The sequence below is a fragment of the Pseudomonas sp. Root71 genome (assembly GCF_001429045.1).
In the GTDB taxonomy this organism is placed as follows: Bacteria; Pseudomonadota; Gammaproteobacteria; order Pseudomonadales; family Pseudomonadaceae; genus Aquipseudomonas; species Aquipseudomonas monachiensis.
In genome coordinates, this window is sequence record NZ_LMHY01000022.1 from 460,394 (window position 1) to 479,035 (window position 18,642).

General features: G+C 59.4%; 15 protein-coding genes. 3 read left to right on the forward strand and 12 right to left on the reverse strand.

Annotated features, from left to right (window positions below; all coding sequences use genetic code 11):
- Positions 1-40: 40 nt before the first annotated feature.
- Positions 41-256, reverse strand: a complete 216-nt coding sequence (locus tag ASD95_RS29185; protein ID WP_156385771.1) for a hypothetical protein — start codon at positions 254-256, stop codon at positions 41-43.
- Positions 257-415: 159 nt separating this feature from the next.
- Here ASD95_RS29185 and ASD95_RS15890 point away from each other — a divergent pair, with 159 nt between their 5' ends.
- Positions 416-1,906, forward strand: a complete 1,491-nt coding sequence (locus tag ASD95_RS15890) for a sensor histidine kinase (protein ID WP_056724956.1) — start codon at positions 416-418, stop codon at positions 1,904-1,906.
- Here the strand turns inward: ASD95_RS15890 and ASD95_RS15895 are convergent.
- The 11 genes from ASD95_RS15895 to ASD95_RS15945 form a co-directional block, all read right to left on the reverse strand.
- Positions 1,903-2,604, reverse strand: coding sequence for a response regulator (locus ASD95_RS15895; RefSeq protein ID WP_056724958.1), 702 nt, complete (start codon positions 2,602-2,604; stop codon positions 1,903-1,905). The genes ASD95_RS15890 and ASD95_RS15895 overlap by 4 nt on opposite strands.
- A 145-nt stretch (positions 2,605-2,749) precedes the next feature.
- Positions 2,750-4,117 carry a sensor histidine kinase gene (locus tag ASD95_RS15900; protein WP_056724960.1) on the reverse strand — a complete coding sequence of 456 codons (1,368 nt, stop codon included), beginning with the start codon at positions 4,115-4,117 and terminating at the stop codon, positions 2,750-2,752.
- Entirely contained in the window at positions 4,114-4,776 is a 663-nt protein-coding gene (locus tag ASD95_RS15905) for a response regulator (RefSeq protein WP_056724962.1), read from the reverse strand. The genes ASD95_RS15900 and ASD95_RS15905 overlap by 4 nt, the downstream gene beginning before the upstream one ends.
- An 11-nt stretch (positions 4,777-4,787) precedes the next feature.
- Positions 4,788-5,432, reverse strand: a complete 645-nt coding sequence (locus tag ASD95_RS15910) for a tetratricopeptide repeat protein (protein ID WP_056724963.1) — start codon at positions 5,430-5,432, stop codon at positions 4,788-4,790.
- Positions 5,429-6,238: an SDR family oxidoreductase gene (locus ASD95_RS15915; protein WP_056724965.1), complete on the reverse strand. Its 810-nt coding sequence runs from the start codon at positions 6,236-6,238 to the stop codon at positions 5,429-5,431. Before ASD95_RS15915 ends, ASD95_RS15910 begins: the two co-directional genes overlap by 4 nt.
- On the reverse strand, positions 6,225-6,899 hold the full coding sequence (locus ASD95_RS15920) for a TenA family transcriptional regulator (RefSeq protein ID WP_056724967.1): 675 nt from the start codon (positions 6,897-6,899) through the stop codon (positions 6,225-6,227). Before ASD95_RS15920 ends, ASD95_RS15915 begins: the two co-directional genes overlap by 14 nt.
- On the reverse strand, positions 6,896-8,377 hold the full coding sequence (locus tag ASD95_RS15925; RefSeq protein ID WP_056724968.1) for an AMP-binding protein: 1,482 nt from the start codon (positions 8,375-8,377) through the stop codon (positions 6,896-6,898). The genes ASD95_RS15920 and ASD95_RS15925 overlap by 4 nt, the downstream gene beginning before the upstream one ends.
- A complete protein-coding gene (locus tag ASD95_RS15930) occupies positions 8,367-9,044 on the reverse strand; it encodes a thermostable hemolysin (RefSeq protein WP_056724970.1) in 678 nt (225 codons plus the stop codon). Before ASD95_RS15930 ends, ASD95_RS15925 begins: the two co-directional genes overlap by 11 nt.
- A gap of 252 nt (positions 9,045-9,296) precedes the next feature.
- Positions 9,297-11,423, reverse strand: coding sequence for a TonB-dependent siderophore receptor (locus ASD95_RS15935; RefSeq protein ID WP_056724972.1), 2,127 nt, complete (start codon positions 11,421-11,423; stop codon positions 9,297-9,299).
- A gap of 231 nt (positions 11,424-11,654) precedes the next feature.
- Positions 11,655-13,010, reverse strand: coding sequence for a dicarboxylate/amino acid:cation symporter (locus ASD95_RS15940; RefSeq protein ID WP_056724974.1), 1,356 nt, complete (start codon positions 13,008-13,010; stop codon positions 11,655-11,657).
- A gap of 106 nt (positions 13,011-13,116) precedes the next feature.
- Positions 13,117-14,172, reverse strand: coding sequence for a tartrate dehydrogenase (locus ASD95_RS15945; RefSeq protein WP_056724976.1), 1,056 nt, complete (start codon positions 14,170-14,172; stop codon positions 13,117-13,119).
- Positions 14,173-14,308: 136 nt separating this feature from the next.
- Here ASD95_RS15945 and ASD95_RS15950 point away from each other — a divergent pair, with 136 nt between their 5' ends.
- Together ASD95_RS15950 and ASD95_RS15955 are read left to right on the forward strand one after the other, a co-directional pair.
- Positions 14,309-15,232, forward strand: coding sequence for a LysR family transcriptional regulator (locus ASD95_RS15950; RefSeq protein WP_056724978.1), 924 nt, complete (start codon positions 14,309-14,311; stop codon positions 15,230-15,232).
- Positions 15,233-15,535: 303 nt separating this feature from the next.
- Positions 15,536-18,418 (forward strand): multicopper oxidase domain-containing protein, encoded by a 2,883-nt coding sequence (locus ASD95_RS15955; protein WP_056724980.1) that lies wholly within the window; start codon positions 15,536-15,538, stop codon positions 18,416-18,418.
- The last annotated feature ends 224 nt before the right edge of the window (positions 18,419-18,642 follow it).

Consider the following 18,642-nt stretch of genomic DNA (forward strand, 5'->3'; position numbering starts at 1 on the left):
AGACAGTGAATGCAGCGCGGCGGTAACCGGAGTCTCTCGGTTACCGCCGCACGGCGTAGCCATCAAAATGCGAAAACGGCTTCCCCGGTTGGCCATTCGGTTCGCGCAGCTGTTGCCGCTGCAGGTGTTCGAATTGCCGCTCGACGTCGGCTCGTTCCACCCCGATGAGTGCATCTGGCGCAACGCCAACATGAGCCGGTGCTGGCGTGGCTGATCGAACAAATCCTGGCGGTGCGGCCAGCTTGAACTGACGCACGGCATAACGCCTTGCCTGAAATTGCACAAGGCGGGCGTCGGATCGCTATACAGTGAACTACTGTCAGTCATGGGCATGGCGCCCACAGCCAATCTCCAGATATCCATCGAATTGCAGGGTTTCCAACCGACATATCACGATGATCACGGAATCAGGCCGATGGAAAAAGATGCAAGAGCCGAATCAAAAAACCAGACGTTTACCGCGCAGGAGACTGAGTCCCCGGGCGAACCAGCCCCTGTTTGCGAAGTGGCTGGCAATGGCATCAGGCGCACTCGCATCGGGGGCCAGGCGCGCGAACTCAGTCGCTCGACCCAGTTTGTCATTGTCGCTGCAGTGATCCTGGGGCTGACCATGTTCTTCGTCGGTAATCTGGTGAGTGAACGGATAGAAAACGCCGCCGTGCACAGCGCAGCAGAAGCTGCCGCTCAGTACATGGATACGTTTCTGGAGCCCTATGTGCAGGAAATGAGCCGGGACAACGCCCTCTCGGCTGCCAGCGTCCAGTCCCTCGATCGCCTCGCGGAAAGTCGTTCGCTCAAACAGCACATTGTTTCGATCAAGATCTGGCGAGCAGATGGCACGGTGATCTACGGCACGAACAAAGCCATCACTGACCGCAAATTCCCACTCGATGAAATCACCGAGGCACTCAAGGGCAATGTGGTTACCGACCTCAAAGACCTGAAGGAGGAGGATGAGAACGAGTTCGAGCGCAAACTCAACATGCCGCTCTATGAGATCTACGCGCCCCTTCGCGACTCACGCACCGGAGATATCATTGCGGTGGGCGAGTTTTATGAAAAGGCCGATAGCCTCAAGCGCGAGATCAATCGCGTCCGGCAGCAGGTGTGGGTGGACGTAGGCACCGCGACACTGGCGATGCTGACGCTGCTCTTCTTCATCGTGCGACGCAGTGACAAGATTATCCTGCGACAGCAAGTGGCACTGCGCATGCGGTTGCAGGAGCAAACCCGCCTGCATCTCAGCAATGCCGAACTCCAGCACAAGATGGCGACGGCTACCCAGGAGTTTTCCCGGATCAACGAACTCACCTTGCGGCGCATTGGTGCAGACCTGCACGATGGGCCGGCGCAGTTGTTGACCTTGATTCTGATCCGTCTCGACGACCTGGCCGAAAACTGCTCCGCTGTCGATCAGGAGTCGCTGGAAACCATTCGTGGCGCCGCCACCGACGCATTGAGCGAGGTCCGCGATTTATCACGAGGCCTGGCGCTTCCGGAAATCAACGACCTGAGCCTGGAGGAAGAGTTGCAACTGGTGGCGCAACGGCACGAGCAACGCACTGGCACCCGGGTCACATTAACCATGGGGCGGCTACCGGAGGCCGCGCCACTGCCGCTCAAACTCTGCTTGTACCGTTTTGTGCAAGAAACCCTCAACAACGCTTTCCGTCATGCCAACGGCGAAGGCCAGGTCATCCGTGCGCAATACGTTGATGAGGTATTGAACATCAGCGTGAGGGACGGTGGTCCGGGCATGGCGCAGGACGCCATGCTGCTCGATACATCCGGCAGAACCCGATTGGGACTCGCCGGTTTGCGTTATCGCGTTGAATCCCTGGGCGGGTTGTTCAGCATCGACTCCAGCGCCTCGGGTACGTCGGTCAATGCACAGTTCAAGCTTTAGTCAGAGCTGCTGTGGGCATCCACTGGGGTTTTCCCCTCACCGTTGTGAAGGCGCCCGACAGCTTCACGCTCCCAATAACGCCGTAGAGCCGTGACCGCTTCGACACGATTTCGGGCGTGCAGCTTGTGCATCACGCAGCCCATGTGGTGCTTGACGGTTTTTTCGCTGATCGACAGCCTTGTCGCGACTTCCCTGTTGGTCAGACCCTTTGAAACTTCTCGAATGACCTCCTCCTCGCGGTGGGTCAAATCAAAGTTGGGCGTTTGCGCCTCGTGCTTCTTGCTGTTACTCAGCAGTTTGTTGGCAAACTCGGGGGTGATATAGGTCTCACCCTTGGCAACCGACCTGATCGCCAGGATCAGGTCCGGTCCGCTGACACCCTTCAACACATACCCGCGCGCGCCAGCATCCAGTGCCAGAAAGGCGTCATCTTCAGACTCCGAAACCGTCAGCATCAGCACCTTCACATCCGGCAGTTCAGTGGAAATGAAGCGCACCGCGGCGAACACATCCCCCGGCATATTGACGTCCATCAGCATCACGTCCGGGTACACCCTCTGGGCGATATCCCTGGCATCCTGCGCATTGGCGCCCTGCTCCACGACCTGAAGATCCGCCCGTTTTCTCAACGTATTGGCAACGCCCTCACGTAACATCGGATGATCGTCGACTATGCCGATGCGAATGGATGGACTCATGACGCGGCTCCCGAACGGATAAGCATTCGAACATTCATTGATTAATAGCAGGGAACCCGGGGGCACGCCGGTCACCAGTCGTATGTTTTCATCCGACCAACAATCGCTCCCCTGGACGTTGCACCAGGCAAAACCAGGAACAACGTCAAAAGCGACGGATTTCCAACGTCGCGCGTAACCCTGCAGGGGTGCGGTTCTCCAGTTTGACCTGCCCACCAAAGCGATCGGCAATGGCCTTGACGATGGTCAGCCCCAACCCTGCACCCTGATCATTTCCGCGGCTGTAGAAACGCTCGAAAAGCCGATCGCGATCCTGCTCGTTGATGCCCGGGCCCTCATCCTCGACAGACAGTTCGTAGCGGGTTTCCTTCTCGACCAGCCTTACAGTGATCACGCCATGCCGAGGGGAGAAATTCGCCGCATTGGTCACCAGGTTGTTCAAGGCAATATCGATCGCGGCCGGGTCGACTCTGGCAAGGATGATGTCGTCGCTGACTTCAAAAACCAGTTCCAGCCCCTTGCTCAGCAACCAGGGCGTCAACTGGACCAGGCTGTCGCGAACGGTGCTGGCCAGATCAATAGATGCAGGCAGTTCAGTCCCTGCTCCAGGCTCAATACGAGCCATCGTCAGCAATTGATTGACCAGTCGACTGGTACGGTCCACACCGGCAATCAGGAATTCCAGCGATGCGCGACGATCCTCTTCACTCCCCGCTTCCATCAGGTTTTGCGCGTGGATCCTGAGCACGGCCAGGGGTGTACGCATTTCGTGGGCGGCATCGGCGATAAAGCGTCGCTCGCGCCCCATGATTTCCTGAATTTGCGCGAGCATGCGATTGAGGGCCGCCTGCATGGGCTCAAGCTCAGTGGGTAGCGGCGTCAATTGCAGGGGTTCGAGCGAGCCGGGCTTGCGGGCCCGCAGCGTTGCAGCCATGTTGACCAGCGGCTTCAATCCCCAGCCGATGGCCAGCCAGATCATGGCGGCCAGCAACAGACTCCCCAGGATATTGGGCCACAGCGTGTGGCGTACGATCCGGTCCACCAGGTCCATTCGCACGTCGTCCCGTTCACCCACCCAGATGCGCAGGTTGTTCTGCTTGTCTTCAAGCAGGAAGGCGCGCCAATGCCGATTGTTCAGATCGACTACATCGCTGAAGCCTGGTGTGACCGGCGGTGTGCTGAAGGACGGAGAGCTGGCCGTATGTACCAGCACTTCGTTCCTGGCGTTCCATACCTGAAACGCAATCTTCGTTTCATACGGATGCCCTTCGGCCCTGGGCGTCGCCTCGTTCAGGGCCTGGTTGAAAGCCTTGTACAGGTCCGCATGGTCCTTGCTCACCATGGGCATGCGCATGACCCCTTGCAGCAGGCGAGCGTTCTGGGCCAGATGGGCATCATAGACTTCGGCGATTTCGTGATTGCTGTCGTGCAGATTGAACACACTGATCACGCCCAGGCCGGCGAGCATCAGACCGATGATCAGGACCAGGGTGCGACGCCGGATCGAACTCATCGACGCTCCTCCACCAGGTACCCGATACCACGGACGGTGCGGATCAGATCGGTGGAGAACTTCTTGCGCAGGTGATGGATGTGCACTTCCAGGGTGTTGCTTTCCGCCTCTTCGTTCCAACCGTACAACAACTGCATCAGATGGTCGCGAGTCATTACCCGGCCCGGTGGCGAGAGCAACTCGTGGAGCAACTGGTACTCCTTGGGTGTCAGGGCCACCGGCTCGCCTTTGTAGCTCACTTGCTGGGTGCCGGGGTTCAGGCTGATACCGGCGTGCTCGATCAGCGATTGTCCACGCCCGGCGCTGCGCCGAAGCAACGCACGTATGCGCGCCTTCAGTTCTGCCAGGTCGAAAGGCTTGATCAGGTAGTCATCGGCGCCGGCATCCAGGCCGGCGATGCGGTCTTCGGTGGCATCGCGCGCGGTCAGGATCAACACCGGCAGGTTGGAACCGCTGTCGCGCAAGCGCCTGAGCACTTCGAGACCGTCCATGCGAGGCAGGCCAAGGTCGAGCACCGCCAGATCGAAGATTTCACTGAGCAACGAGTGCAAGGCGCTGTTGCCGTCTTGCAACCAGTCGACGGTATAACCTTCACGGCCGAGGGCCTGATGAATGCCCTCGCCGAGTGCCACGTCATCCTCTATGAGTAATAAACGCACAGGGTCTCCTGTCAGCCAAGTTTCTTGTTCACGTCCACCAACAGCGTTTCGATCTCCTTGCGGCGCCCGGCATCAGCGCTCTCGCGGCCAGGTCGAGGCGCAGCCAGCAAGGCTTTTTGCAGCGCAGCCCTGGCTTCGACATAACGCTTCTGACGGTAGAGGTGATCGCCCCAGAAGTACAGGCTGTCGATGCCGTTGGGGTTCATTTGCAATGCCAGCTTGAGCAACTGCTCGGCCTTGTCAGCGTCGCCGAAACCGATGGGCCAACCGGGTACGCGGTCATAGAGCGCCCCCAGGCTGGTATAGGCTGAGCCTTGCAGGGCCTTGGGGTCCAGGGCCAGGGCTTTTTCCAGGTCGGCCTTGGCATCCTTGACCTTGCCCAGCGCACCCAGTCCCCCCTGGGCGCCCGCCCAGCTACTGGTGACAATGCCGGACCAGATCCAGGCCTCGGCCACCGTTTGGCGTTCCTGCTTGAAGCTCGAAGCCTGGGCGGCCAGTTTTTCGAAAGCCGCGGTTCGTTGCCCCTCGGGTAACTCGTACTGAATGTGCGCCCAGCTTTGCTGGATACTGTTGAGACGCTGCTGGTCGGCAGCATCCAGCGCCCAGACACTCTGGCTCAAGGCGCCAAGCAGCAGGCAAGCGATGATCTTTTTCATGGTTCGGGATTCTCCTGGTCGGGTTTCTGGCTCAGGCGGCGGATCAGCGGCAATTGTTTGCGCAAACCACGGTCCACCAGATGGGGCAGGAGGCTGTTCAGGCGTACAAAAAAACGCTCGGGCCAGCCCAGGTACAAGTCGCGACGTTCACCGGCAATGGCATGAATCACCGCGGCCGCCACGGTTTGCGGATCGTCGACATTGGCTTTGAGCGCATCGTTCAGCGCCTGGGCCTGCGGGCTGTTCATGCTGGTACGGGTCGCTCGCGGGGCGACGTAAAGCACACTGACCCGGGTGTCTGCCAACTCTCGACGCAAGGCTTCGGAAAACCCGCGCAGGGCAAACTTGGTGGCGCAGTAGCTGGCGTAGCCGGGGTAGCCAATGGAGCCATAGGTCGAACCGACGTTCACCACCATGGCACTGTCGGCTTGCTTGAGCAGTGGCAACATCAGTTTTGTCAGGCACATCGGCGCGCCAATGTTCACCGCGAGCATCGAATTGATTTCACTGTCGTCCAGTTGTTCGAGCATGGCGAAATGGTTGACCCCGGCGGCATTGATCAGCAGGTTGATGCCGCCGATGCCCTGCGCCCGCGCCAATACCTCGCGGCGGTCGGTGAGCAGCGTCAGGTCCGCGCGGACCCAACTCAGGTTACCGGGATAAAGCTCAAGCAGCGGCACCAAGGGTTCCCGATGCCGAGCCACGGCCAGCACCCGGGCACCACTGGCGCACAGTGCGGTGGCGATGGCCAGGCCGATGCCGCCGCTGGCACCGGTCAACACGACGCGAGCTTCAGACAGGCGCATGCAGGCTCTCCCCGTTACGCGGCAAGCCACGAAACATATCGGTGTAGAGCCGGTACACCACTTTGGAGGCGTGAATGACGGCGGCCTGGTCGCCCGGGTCTTCAAGGCTGTTCATCAGTCGACGGTAGGTCTGCATATGTTCGATATCCAGCGAGCCGTGGGAACTGAGGTAGCTGAAAGCGCTTTCCGGCAAGTCCAGGCGTTGGCGAATACTGCCGGCGGCGTGGGTGGCCAAGGCGATGCTCGTACCTTCGAGCACGTTGACCATGCCGAACAATCCCACCGGATTGTCCCTGGCGATCAGGTCGTAGAGGAAACTGACCATCAACTCGATCGGCAATGACGGGCGCCCGTCGCGTACAGCGTCCCTGTCGCCGCCGCAGGCTTGAATGTCATCGAGTACCCATTGTTCATGGCCGTATTCGTCCTCGATGTATTCACATACCGCTTTGCGCAACCATTCCAGGCGCAACGGCAGGCGCGCACCGCAGGCCATCATCAATGGCACGGTATGGCGCACGTGGTAATAGGCCTGTGCCAGAAACGCCCGGTAACTTTCCAGACTGACTTCGCCCTGCAGCGCATCACGGATGATCGGCAGGTTGAACAGTTCATTGCGTTCTTGCTCGGTGGCTTGTTGCAGCCTGTCAAAAAAACTCATGGTGCGGATTCCTCGGAAAATGCAGATTCGGCCAATTGCCCCCGGTAGCGTTCGATGATGGCGTCACGGCGGGGCCGGCCATTGGCGGTGAGCAAGCCGTTGGTGGCAGTGAAGGGTTGGTCTAGCCGGCTCCAGTGATGGATGTGGGCGTACTCGGGCAAAGCCTCGTTGGCCTGGGCTACGGCGGCGGCCAGTTGTTCGTCGGTGCAGTCCGGGCGATGGGGCCAGAGCAGCGCATGGTTGTGAGGCATGGCCTCGCCATAGACGAAGGCCTGGGCGATGGGCCCACGCTGGGTCAATTCGGCTTCCACCCACTCGGGGTTGACGTTGCGACCGAAACTGGTGACGAACTGATGTTTCTTGCGTCCCTTGAGATAGAGAAAACCTTCGGCGTCGAACTCGCCGAGATCGCCGCTGGGCCACCACTGGGCGGTATGCGGCGGCTCTCCCAGATAGCCCAGCAAGGTTGAACCCTTGATCAGCACTTCACCGTCGTCCGCCAGGCGAATCTGCACATGGGGCAATGGCCGTCCGACACTGCCGGGGCGCTGTGCTTGCGGGCGATTGAGGCACACTACCGACGCGCACTCGGACAGCCCGTAACCTTCATAGACGGGTATGCGCACGCGTTGGGCGCGATGCAGGAGATCTTCGCTGACCCGGGCACCGCCCACGGCGGTAAAACGCAGATGCTGTGGGTCGAAAGCCTGCTGCTCGGCCGCACTGACCAGCATCAGCAACAACTGCGGCACCAGAATCAGGCTCTGGGGCGAACGGCTGGCCAGGCACCCCAACAGCTGGGTCACATCCGCACCGCTGGCGCCTTGAATCCCCAGTGCTTTCTGGCTGGGCAGGCTCAGGGTAGCGCCGGCATACAGTGCGGCGTAACAACCGATGTTTTCCAGCAAAATGGCCAGCGGCAGCAACGCCAGGTGGTGTTGCGGGTCGGTGGGCTGGCTGGCCAGGTGCAGCTCGCGAGCGACCCGCAGAATGCTGTCGGCACTCAAGCACACGCCCTTGGGCGTGCCTGTGGTACCCGAGGTGAAGGTCAACTTGGCGGTGCCTTCAGGCATTCGGTTCGGGCCATTGAAGGTACGGAGCCAGAACTCGCCGTCCTTCTGATACCCAGCCGCTTGCAGCTCGTCGTGCAATTGCGGTTCGGCAATGACATGTTCGGCCTGGCTCTGCTCCAGGCAATGCTTACGTTGCGCCGGACTGAAAAAAGGCGGCAAGGCCACGCAGGTCAATCCCTCGAACAACGCGGCCAGGTCCCACAGCATGGCTTCGACGCCATTGTCCAGCGCCAGGGCGACCACCCTGACCAGCTCATCGCGCAGGCGCTGCTGGCGATAAATGACCTCGGCATACAGCGTGGCGTAGTCCAGCTTCAGATGATCGCCCCACAAGGCAATGGCATTGGTTTTTTGCTCGGCATGATGACGCAGGGCCTGTTTGAAACGCTCCATTTCAGGCGACATGGCAGTCCCCTTCAATGGAGGTCGGCAAGCCCAGGCGACTGAACAGGCCAGTGTTGCGCAAATGAATGAAACCGGAGCGGATATTGCCGAAATGAACCCAGGGTTTGCTTTCGTAGTAACTGCCCCAGGCATGGCGGTCCTCGCCCAGGCGCGCCGGGTCGGCAGCACACAGGGTCACGGGCTTCAAGCCAAGGCGATGAAAGCTGTTGACCAGCCCCAGGTTTCCGGTGAAAGCGACCCATTCCAACCCCCCCATGGCGAGCAGGTAGGTCATCACGATGATGCTCATCCGTGCGCTGCCGGTGTCGCTGGCAGCCAGGTTGCCTACCTCGACGATGTCCGAGCGGCTTACGGTGTGGTCGGCCGCGGCACTGATCAGCGGATCGATCGGCTCGTCCAGATAACCTTCCAGGAACAGCGGCCCGGTGCTCGCCAGACGTACCCCGACCACCGCACAAAGCGCGCCGGACGCATCGCTCATGCCAAACAGCTCCGGCATGAAATGGCGGATATCGGCACCGTGGGCCTTACGAAAACGTTGCTGGATAAAGGCTTCGAAGGCGCCCCGTTGGGGGGCGTCCGGCAAGGCCCTGACCAGATACATCTGCTGTGCTTCGGTCAGGCCAAAGTGCAGCGGCAACTGAAGGTTCCAGTTGAAATCGGACATTGAAAAACATCTCCCCGGATCTAATGGGGAGAAGTATCAAAGGTATTTCTTAACGAAGTCTGAAGGTGACGAAACGATTGTCGCCTTGAGTGACAGTCCGTCATGACATGTCATGACGGACTTTGACCAACAAATACGAGGGGGGAAGGACGAATGGTCGAGAGGCGTGAAGCGCGGGAAATTGCCGGGGGTTTGTAGCCACTACGGACTTTTCAGGCCGGCGCGTTCGTCGCAGTCAAGTTGACTTCACCTTTACAACGTATAGGAAACACCGACCTGCACCGTTCTCGGTGCCCCTGGATAGGCGTAGACGTTGCCGAATGCGCCCTCCTCATAATCTTCGTTCGTCAGGTTCTTCACATCCAGGTTGAGCCTGACCCTGTCGTTCACTTTGTAATAGCTCAGCAGGTCGACCACGGTGTAGCTGCCCATCGAAAACGCCGTGTTGGCCGTCTGCCCTGCACGCTCATCGACGTACTTGAGCCCGGTGCCAAGCCCCAGCCCCTTGAGCGCGCCATCCTGGAACTCGTAGACATTGAGCAGGCTGAAGCTGTTCTGCGGAATGTTCATCAGCCGGGTGCCGGACTTGATGACGTTGTCCTTGGTCACTTCGGCATCGACATAGGCGTAGCCGCCAATCACCCGCCATTGCGGGGTCAGGTTGCCGGCGATGTTCAGGTCGAAACCACGGCTGCGCACCTCGCCTGCCGCCACACTGAACGTCGAGTCCACCGGATCGGTGGTGAGAACGTTGCGCTTTTCGATCTGGTAGATCGCCGCGTCGACACTCAATTGACTGTCCAGCGCTTCCCACTTGATACCCAGTTCATAGGACTTGCCCTTTTCCGGTTCGAAACCACCGCCCTGGCGACTGGCACCGGTATTGGGTTTGAACGAGCGAGCCGTATCGGCGTAGATCGCCACGGTGTCGGTGAGGTCATAGGTCACGCCAACGCGCGGGGTCACCGCATTGTCGCTGGCCTCCCAGCTTCTGCCGCCGGGCACGAAGGTTTGGTAATCATGCTCGAAGCGCTCGAAACGGGCCCCGGCCAATACTTTCAAACGTTCGGTCAAGGCCACCTGATCCTGGACGAATGCCGCGTAGGTCTTGAGATTTTCCTTGTCGTTGGTCGGGGTTCGGGTCAGGGCTGGACGCGGTTGGCCATACACCGGGTTGAAGATATCGATCGGGTAGGCACTCACCGCGCCGCTGGAGCGCTGGATGATCGACTTGTAGTCGTAATCCTCGTACTCGACACCGGTCAGCAGGATGTGATCGAAACCGCCTGTGGTGAAATGTCCGGTGAGGTTGAGTTGGGTGTCCTTGTCCGTCCACTCCAGCTTGCGGTAGTTGAAGTTACGGCCCAGGGTGCGCCCGTCCGCGGCCACACCGTTGGCTTCGACCGCATTCCCCTCGAGGGTGCCGTCGAGCCATTGGAATCCGCCGCCCAACGTCCAGTTATCGCTCAACAAATGTTCAAACCGCAGCTGCGCCATGTTGTTGTCGTTGTGCAATTTACCGACGTCTTTTTCGCCGAAAAAAGTATCGCGGGACGCGGTGCCAATCTGATTCGGATAGCGCGTCACGCCGCGATCGAGCGGGTGATTGTTGCGCATGAAGTCGCCTTCGAAAATTACCTTGGTGTCGTCGGTGGCCTGCCAGGACAGCACCGGGGTCACGCCGTAGCGTTCGGTTTCGACATGATCGCGAAAGGTATCACCGCCCTCGCCCACCACGTTCAGGCGATAGGCCAGGCGGCCCTCTTCGTCCAGCGGGCCGGAGGCATCCAGCGTGCCACGCTTCATGCCCTGGTCATCGAGTTGGCTGCCCAGGGTCACAGTGGGCACGGCCAGGGGCTGTTTGGAGATCACGTTAAAGGTGCCGCCCGGATCGCCTCGGCCATAGAGCATGGTCGCCGGCCCTCGCAGTACTTCCAGTCGCTCGATGGTGTTGGCATCGGGCATGTTCGGATAACCACGGTTGATCGGGAATCCGTTGCGATAGAACTCCCCGGTGGTAAAGCCGCGCACGGTAAAGGTGGTCAGGCCCTGGCCGCCGAAATTGTTGGCCCGCCCCACCCCGCCAGCGTAATCGAGGGCGTCCTGCAAGCGGGTGGCACTGATGTCCTCGACGACATCCCTGGTGACCACGGTGATGGACTGTGGCGTTTCGTGGATCGACGTATCGGTGCGCGTGGCGCTGGCCGAGCGCGTCGCGCGATAGCCGTCAACCGGCCCCAGGGCGGTTTCAAAGTCTGCGGTGCCAATGATGTCTGTCGCTTGCAACTCCAGACTGGATTTATCGGTAGTGGCTTGCTCCGCCCAGGAGGAAGCGGAAAACGCCTGAAGCACGCAGATAGACATCAAAGTACGACGCATCTAGGAAACCTTGTGAAAATAGCCAAACAGGACGGCATACATGCCAACAAATCGTGGCGCATGGTATACCACACCGCCATGTTTTGATACGTATTCTCATTTGTATTTTCTGAAGGCGACCTGCGTCATTTCAAATCACCGAGGGTTCAAGCCTCCCCTGTCGAAGCCGCCGGCAAAACAATAAAGGGCCCCGAAGGGCCCTTTGTATTCGGGACATCAGCCCCTGGATACCTACACTCGTGAAGTTTGTTCAAGGCCGGGAAGCAAGGGGCTGCTCGTTGCCGATGCATGGGCATGAACCACCTCCGCCCGCACCGCCTCAGGTTTTTGCTCCTCGATCCCACCATTGAGTGCCTTGTGCATCTTGACGGTGTCCAGCGCCCCGACCCATTTGGCAATCGCCATGGTGCCCACACCATTGCCGATGGTATTGGTGATTGCCCGCGCTTCCGACATGAACCGGTCGACGCCCAGCAGCAACACCATGCCCGCCACCGGTATGGTGCCCAGGGAAGACAAGGTAGCGGCCAGAATGATGAACCCGGAACCAGTGACACCGGCCGAGCCTTTGGAGGTGAACATCAGTACTGCCAGCACGATCAGTTGATCGGTCAGGGTCAGCGGCGTGTTGGTCGCCTGGGCAATGAATATCGCGGCGATGGTGTAGTAGATCGCTTGCCCGTCCGGGTTGAAGGTCAGGCCGGAGGGAATGATCATTCCGGCGACGGGTTTGGACACCCCGGCCTTCTCCATTTTGGAAATCATCTGTGGCAGCACCGACTCCGAAGAACTGGTACCCAGCACAGTGAACAATTCTTCCTTGATGAACTTCAAGAACTTCCACAGGCTGAAACCGCTGTAGCGGCAGATCGGGCCGAGGACGAAGATCACGAACACGGCACAGGTGAGATAGACGCAAGCCATCAACTTGCCCAGAGAGAACAGCGAGCCGAAGCCATACTTGCCGATCGTGAAGGCGATGGCACCAAATGCGCCGATCGGTGCCAGGCGCATAACCATGCTGACGATGCGGAACATGCCTTGCATCAGGCTATCGAGCGTATCGACGAATGCCTTGCCCCGTGGCCCTACATGCGCCAGGGCGATGCCCAGCAGAATGGAAAACAGCAGGATCTGCAGCACATTGCCCTTGGCGAAGGCATCCACGATGGTGTCAGGGATGATGTTCATGACGAAGTCCATGAACGATGCATGTTTCACCGCCGTGGTGTAGGTGGCCAGGCTGGAGGTGTCGAGGGTGGCGACGTCGATGTTCATGCCGGCACCTGGCTTGAACACATCGACCACCACCAGGCCGACCACCAGCGCCAGGGTCGAGACCACTTCGAAATAGAGCAAGGCGCGAAAGCCCACACGCCCCAGTTCCTTCATGTTTTCCATGCGGGCAATCCCTGTGACCACGGTCAGAAAGATCACCGGAGCGAGGAGCATCTTGATCAATTTGATGAAGGCATCGCCCAAGGGCTTGAGCGCAGCACCGGTTTCGGGAACGAACACGCCGACGATGGCACCGAGGATCACCGCCATCAGCACTTGCACATAGAGTTTGCCGAATATTCTTTTCATGACAGGGCCCTGATTTTTTATTGTTGTCAGGAAATGCCAGGGAGTCAGATCAACTGACCCGCCCCTTGGCGTTGTGCCGCAGTACTGCCTGGAAGCGCTGGAAAAATCAGCGGTTGATCAATGCGATGACTGCATCCGTGATCTGGCGGGTGGTGGCGTTGCCGCCAAGATCCGGGGTATGCAAACCACTTTCGGTCACCGCTTCGATCGCGGACATCAACTGTTTGGCGCTGGCGTGTTCACCGAGATGCTCGAGCATCATTGCCGCCGTCCAGAACGTCGCGATCGGGTTGGCCACACCTTTGCCGGTGATGTCGAACGCCGAGCCGTGGATCGGTTCGAACATCGACGGGAATTGGCGGGACGGGTTGAGGTTGGCGGTCGGTGCGATGCCCAGGCTGCCTGACAGTGCCGCCGCCAGGTCCGACAGTATGTCGGCGTGCAGGTTGGTGGCGACGATCACATCGAGCGTCGACGGTTTGAGCACCATGCGCGTAGTCACCGCATCGACCAGTTCCTTGTCGATCCTGACGTCCGGGAAATCCTTGGCCACTTCGTAGAAAATCTCGTCCCACAACACCATGCCATGACGCTGGGCGTTGGACTTGGTGACCATGGTCAGGTGCTTGCGCGGACGACTGCGCGCCAGTTCGAAAGCGAAACGGTGAATGCGCTCGACGCCGGCACGGGTGAATACCGAGACTTCGGTGGCAACCTCTTCCGGCAGGCCACGGTGTACCCGGCCACCGTTGCCGGAGTACTCACCTTCGGAGTTTTCCCGCACCACCACCCAGTCAATTTGATCGCCGTTGTGCAGCGGGCTTTTCACCCCCGGCAGTACCCGGGCAGGACGCACGTTGGCGTATTGGTCGAAGCCCTGGCAAATCGGCAGGCGCAAACCCCAGAGTGAAATGTGATCCGGCACATTGAGCGCGCCCACTGCACCGAAGAAGATGGCATTGAAGGTTTTCAGTTCTTCCAGGCCACCTTCGGGAATGTAGTAGCCGTTTTTCAGGTAGTTATCCGAGTTCCAGTCGAAGTGTTTGAAATCCAGCTGGAAGCCGGAGTTTTTCGACAGGGCTTGCAGCACCTCGACGCCAGCGGCAATCACTTCGACACCAATGCCATCACCTGGAACCGCTGCAATCTTGTATGCGCTCATGGTCAACTCCACTCTCGTAGGTTTCTTGTTGTGCCTGTCGAACGGGCTGTTCAATCAGGGTGTGAGCGGAGTATATGTAGTGAACAAATAGCTGTGAGTTACTCATAATCACTACATAAATAACTTTGAGTTACGAATGAGCCAGACCCTGGATTTGTCGTTTTTCTACCTTTTGGCCAATAAAGGCAGTCTCGCCGCGACCGCACGGGAACTGGGTATCACGCCACCGGCGGTCAGCAAGCGTCTCACCGCGCTGGAGGCTCGACTGGGCATCCGCCTGGTCAATCGCACCACGCGCTCCATGAGCCTGACCTCGGAAGGTGAACTGCTGTTTTCCCACGCCGCCCGTATCCTGACGCAGATCGATGAGGTCGAGCAGTTGATCCACAGCAGTCGGGCCACCCCCAAAGGCCTGATTCGGGTCAACGCGTCGCTGGGTTTCGGTCGCCGATACATCGGCCCTGCCCTGGGTGCATTCTTCGCCCAGTACCCGGAGGTGGAGGTGCAGCTGGAAATCAGCGATCACCCCCTGGACCTGACGACCCATGGGTTTGACCTGGGCATCCGCTTCGGTACCCTGCCGGACGCCGCCTTCCATGCGCGCAAGATCGCGTCCAACCGGCGTCTCCTATGCGCTTCGCCGCTGTACCTGGAAAAGCACGGCGTGCCGCAACGCCTGTCGGACCTGCAGCAACACAACTGCATCTTTCTCAGGCAAAACGAAACGCCCTACGGGGTGTGGAGTTTCACCAACGGGGGGCGCACGCAAAACATCAAGGTCCGTGGCGCACTCGGCTGCAACGACGGCGAAGTGGCCCTGAATTGGGCGCTTGAAGGCTACGGCATTCTGTTGCGGGCCGAATGGGACATTGCACGATACGTGCGCAGCGGCCGCTTGCGATTAGTGCTGGAAGACCAGACCCCGACCCGCGCCGACGTTTATGCGGTGTACCCGCAACAGTTGCACCTGTCAGCCCGCGTGCGCAGCCTGATCGATTTCCTGGTCGAGCGTTTCAGACACATTGACCACCTGGATGAAACGGCAGGCCTGCACGACTGAACAGTTTGGGCCGGTAACCGCTTCGGCTAACTGCTGGCCCGCACGCCCGCACAATCGCCCCCTGTATTGGGGGATATTCCCCGTATAGGGGTGTCCATCCGGGCTTCTGATACGTCAACTTGAAGCCAGCAGACAAGGGGGGCTGCGGCGTAGAGCCACCAGTCACTCCCTGTCACTTTTGGCGGGAAATATGCATCGTTTCCATCCCGGCCCGGAATCAAAAGTTTAACCAACCGGGGCTGGAAGCAGTGGCTCGATGCCATGCATTGCCACGCTCCGAGGAACCCGTCAGAGGTGTTTGCGATGAAACTGGATGCCGGAAGGTTGATACCTGGTTCATTGTCCAAAACCAGACTGGCGTTGAGTATCTCTGCTGCCATGATTGTGTTTGGGCTGGGCCTGTCCCAGACCCGGGCAGCCCCCCTCGACAACACCGACCCACCGCCTCCTACCGACCCATCGGCGTTCACCAATCAGCCCGCCGACCCCGAAGCCGCCTTGAGGGACTTGCTCAAGCTGCCTGCGGCAAACGTCGGCGCCTTCGACTTGCCCAATGGAGTGGTCGGTAACCGCAAGACCCCCTTGGTCGACAATGTGCTGCCACCCGATCTGCAACCCAGCTTCAATATCCCCACCAACGGTAACGCCAGCCCGGTGTTCGGAGCTCAACCGTTCACGCAGAAGCTTGAACTGTTCGAGGAATTCGGCTCGAACAAACTGAATGCGGCCGACCCGCCATCACCCGTTCCGTTTCCGGTTCCAACGCTGGGACCCGCACCAGCGCAAGATCCATTGAAGGTGGCGCGTAGCGGTCCGTCGCCGGCTGCGCTGGATACCTTTCTCAGGCAGCCCACCTTGACGCCCTTCCCGACCGAGTTCTCCAATGTGCTGGACCGCAACCCCTGGAAGGCCCAGATCGAGGATTTCCTCAATCGCCGGGTCGATTCGCCCGCAGAAGGCCGGCCACCGGGAAAAGGCTGGTCGCACCAGCGTTTCAATGAGTTTTTCCCGCGCGAAGCCTTCAAGACTGTACAGGCCGGCGCACACGTCAACAGCGGCTTGCGTGATCGCATGCAACGGCATAACTACGCCGTGGGGGAGTTTGCCCCTGGCGGGCTCTATCACAACACCAACGGCAGCCCGGTCAACGAGGGCACAACCAAGGGCATTCAAGTGCAGTTTCACCCCAACCTCCCTGTCCAGGACCACAATGCGCTGTGGACATTCGACGGCACCTTTCCGCCCAAGCTGCTCCAGGTGCGCTACGGCCAGGCGATGCTGATGCGTCATTACGATGCCTTGCCCATTGACCCGTCAGCCAACCGTGGTTTTGGCCTGCACACCATCACCACCCATGAACATAACGGCCACTCGCCCGCCGAAAGCGACGGTTTTGCCAACGCGTTCTTCTTCCCGGGCCAGTTCTACGACTATCGCTGGCCGATCCAGTTGGCCGGTTACGACAGCATCAATACCAGCGCTCAGGATCCGCGTGCGGCATTCCCCTGCGACCCCGGTGAAATCCTTTTCGTCAACGACGCCAAGCCCGGCTTCAAGACTTGCAACAACGGCACCATCAAGATCCGTGGCGACTGGCGCGAAACCATGAGCAGCCACTGGTTCCACGACCACATGCTCGATTTCACCGCGCAGAATGTCTACAAGGGCAATGCCACGATGATGAACTATTACAGTGCCGTGGACCGTGGCAACGAGGCGGTCGACGACGGGGTCAACCTGCGCTTGCCCAGCGGTTCCGCGCTGGGTTGGGGTAACCGCGACTATGACGTCAACCTGACGATCGCCGACAAGGCCTGGGACAAGGCCGGCCAGTTGTGGTTCAACCCCTTCAACACCGACGGTTTTCTCGGTGACCAGGTGTTGACCAACTGGGAGTACAAGCCCTTCCTGGACGTACGTGCCCGCCGCTACCGTTTCCGCATACTCAACGGATCGGTTTCTCGCTACTTCAAGCTGGCGGTGGTGCGTCAGGTCAATGGTAATGGTGGCGAGTTTCCTGGTCGGACCGGTTCAGGCCTGTCTTATACCCGCGTGCCGTTCCACATGATTGCCAACGACGGCAATATCATGGAGCACGCGGTGCCGTTCGATGGCAGCCTGGACCTCGACGGCGACGGCGACACACAGGACCACAATGCGATCCTACCGATACAGGGCATTTCAGAACGCTATGACATCGTCGTCGACTTCGCAAAAAACGGCATAAAGCCGGGCGACAGGATTTTCTTCGTCAACATCGAGGAGCATGAAAACGGCAAGCGTCCCAACGCTGATATTCCGTTGGCGGATGTACTCTCCGGGAAATACCTGCCCGTTGTCAGGCAGACCAGCAAAGGACCACAGTGGGTCAACGGTGACCCTGGTGTGGGCATATTCATGCAAATCAACGTCAAGCCCTACACCGGCCAGGATGTCAGCATGAACCCGGTCGACTTCGAGCCCGCCAAACCTGGCAAGCCCGAGGGCAAGTTAATGATCCCCCTGCCATTGCACCGTGATGACCCTGCCGATATCGCGCGGCTTGCCCAGGCGCGGCACCGCACCTTTATCTTTGGCCGCTCCGATGGCACGGATTTCAAGCCCTGGACGATCAAGACCGATGGCGGCGAAGGTTTCGGCATGGACCCGCGGCGGATTTCAGCCGCACCACAACTGGCCACCGGCCCGACACCGGCAGGGTTCAAGGGGGAAGGCACGCTGGAAGTCTGGAAGATCCAGAACGGCGGCAATGGCTGGAGTCACCCGGTGCATGTGCACTTCGAGGAAGGGATCATTCTCAGTCGAGGTGGCAAGACACCACCGGAATGGGAAAAAGGGGCGCGCAAGGATATCTACAATGTAGGCTCCCATCCCGAAAGCCTCGACAATGTCGAAATGGCCTTACGCATCCGTGAGTTTGCCGGTACCTACATGGAGCACTGCCACAATACACAACATGAGGACACGGCGATGCTGTTGCGCTGGGACTCCGAGCACCCGGGCCAGATCCAATTGATGCCCACGCCATTGCCCAGCTGGGACGGCGTGAAGTTCGTGAACTCGGTTGCGTTACCGACATTCCGTACCGGAGATGGCGTCGGACCACAGGTCGAGGACGACAATAACCGGGAAGATAGCAGCGGCAGTGGTAGCAGCGGCAGCGGTGTCAGCGGAGGCAAAGGCTAGCCTCGTCCATCAAACGGCTGATCATTTCAATCCCAAAGCCGCCTGTCGTCACGGGCGGTTTTGGGTCGTTTGCAACCCTTCGCGACGACCAATACCCGACATTTTTCCCCTGACAGCCGACAGATTGAAAGCACTGATTCACTTTGTGTGAAAATCCGTCATGACATGTCAGACCTCCTTAAAAAACGGACTTTACCCAACAAATACGGGGTTTAAAGGACGAA

Coding starts and splice junctions, on each gene's coding strand:
- ASD95_RS15890 (WP_056724956.1), top strand. CDS start 416: ATGGAAAAAGATGCAAGAGCCGAATCAAAAAACCAGACGTTTACCGCG.
- ASD95_RS15950 (WP_056724978.1), top strand. CDS start 14,309: ATGAGCCAGACCCTGGATTTGTCGTTTTTCTACCTTTTGGCCAATAAA.
- ASD95_RS15945 (WP_056724976.1), bottom strand. CDS start 14,172: ATGAGCGCATACAAGATTGCAGCGGTTCCAGGTGATGGCATTGGTGTC.
- ASD95_RS15925 (WP_056724968.1), bottom strand. CDS start 8,377: ATGTCGCCTGAAATGGAGCGTTTCAAACAGGCCCTGCGTCATCATGCC.
- ASD95_RS15910 (WP_056724963.1), bottom strand. CDS start 5,432: ATGAAAAAGATCATCGCTTGCCTGCTGCTTGGCGCCTTGAGCCAGAGT.
- ASD95_RS15915 (WP_056724965.1), bottom strand. CDS start 6,238: ATGCGCCTGTCTGAAGCTCGCGTCGTGTTGACCGGTGCCAGCGGCGGC.
- ASD95_RS15895 (WP_056724958.1), bottom strand. CDS start 2,604: ATGAGTCCATCCATTCGCATCGGCATAGTCGACGATCATCCGATGTTA.
- ASD95_RS15900 (WP_056724960.1), bottom strand. CDS start 4,117: ATGAGTTCGATCCGGCGTCGCACCCTGGTCCTGATCATCGGTCTGATG.
- ASD95_RS15955 (WP_056724980.1), top strand. CDS start 15,536: ATGAAACTGGATGCCGGAAGGTTGATACCTGGTTCATTGTCCAAAACC.
- ASD95_RS15935 (WP_056724972.1), bottom strand. CDS start 11,423: ATGCGTCGTACTTTGATGTCTATCTGCGTGCTTCAGGCGTTTTCCGCT.
- ASD95_RS15930 (WP_056724970.1), bottom strand. CDS start 9,044: ATGTCCGATTTCAACTGGAACCTTCAGTTGCCGCTGCACTTTGGCCTG.
- ASD95_RS15920 (WP_056724967.1), bottom strand. CDS start 6,899: ATGAGTTTTTTTGACAGGCTGCAACAAGCCACCGAGCAAGAACGCAAT.
- ASD95_RS15940 (WP_056724974.1), bottom strand. CDS start 13,010: ATGAAAAGAATATTCGGCAAACTCTATGTGCAAGTGCTGATGGCGGTG.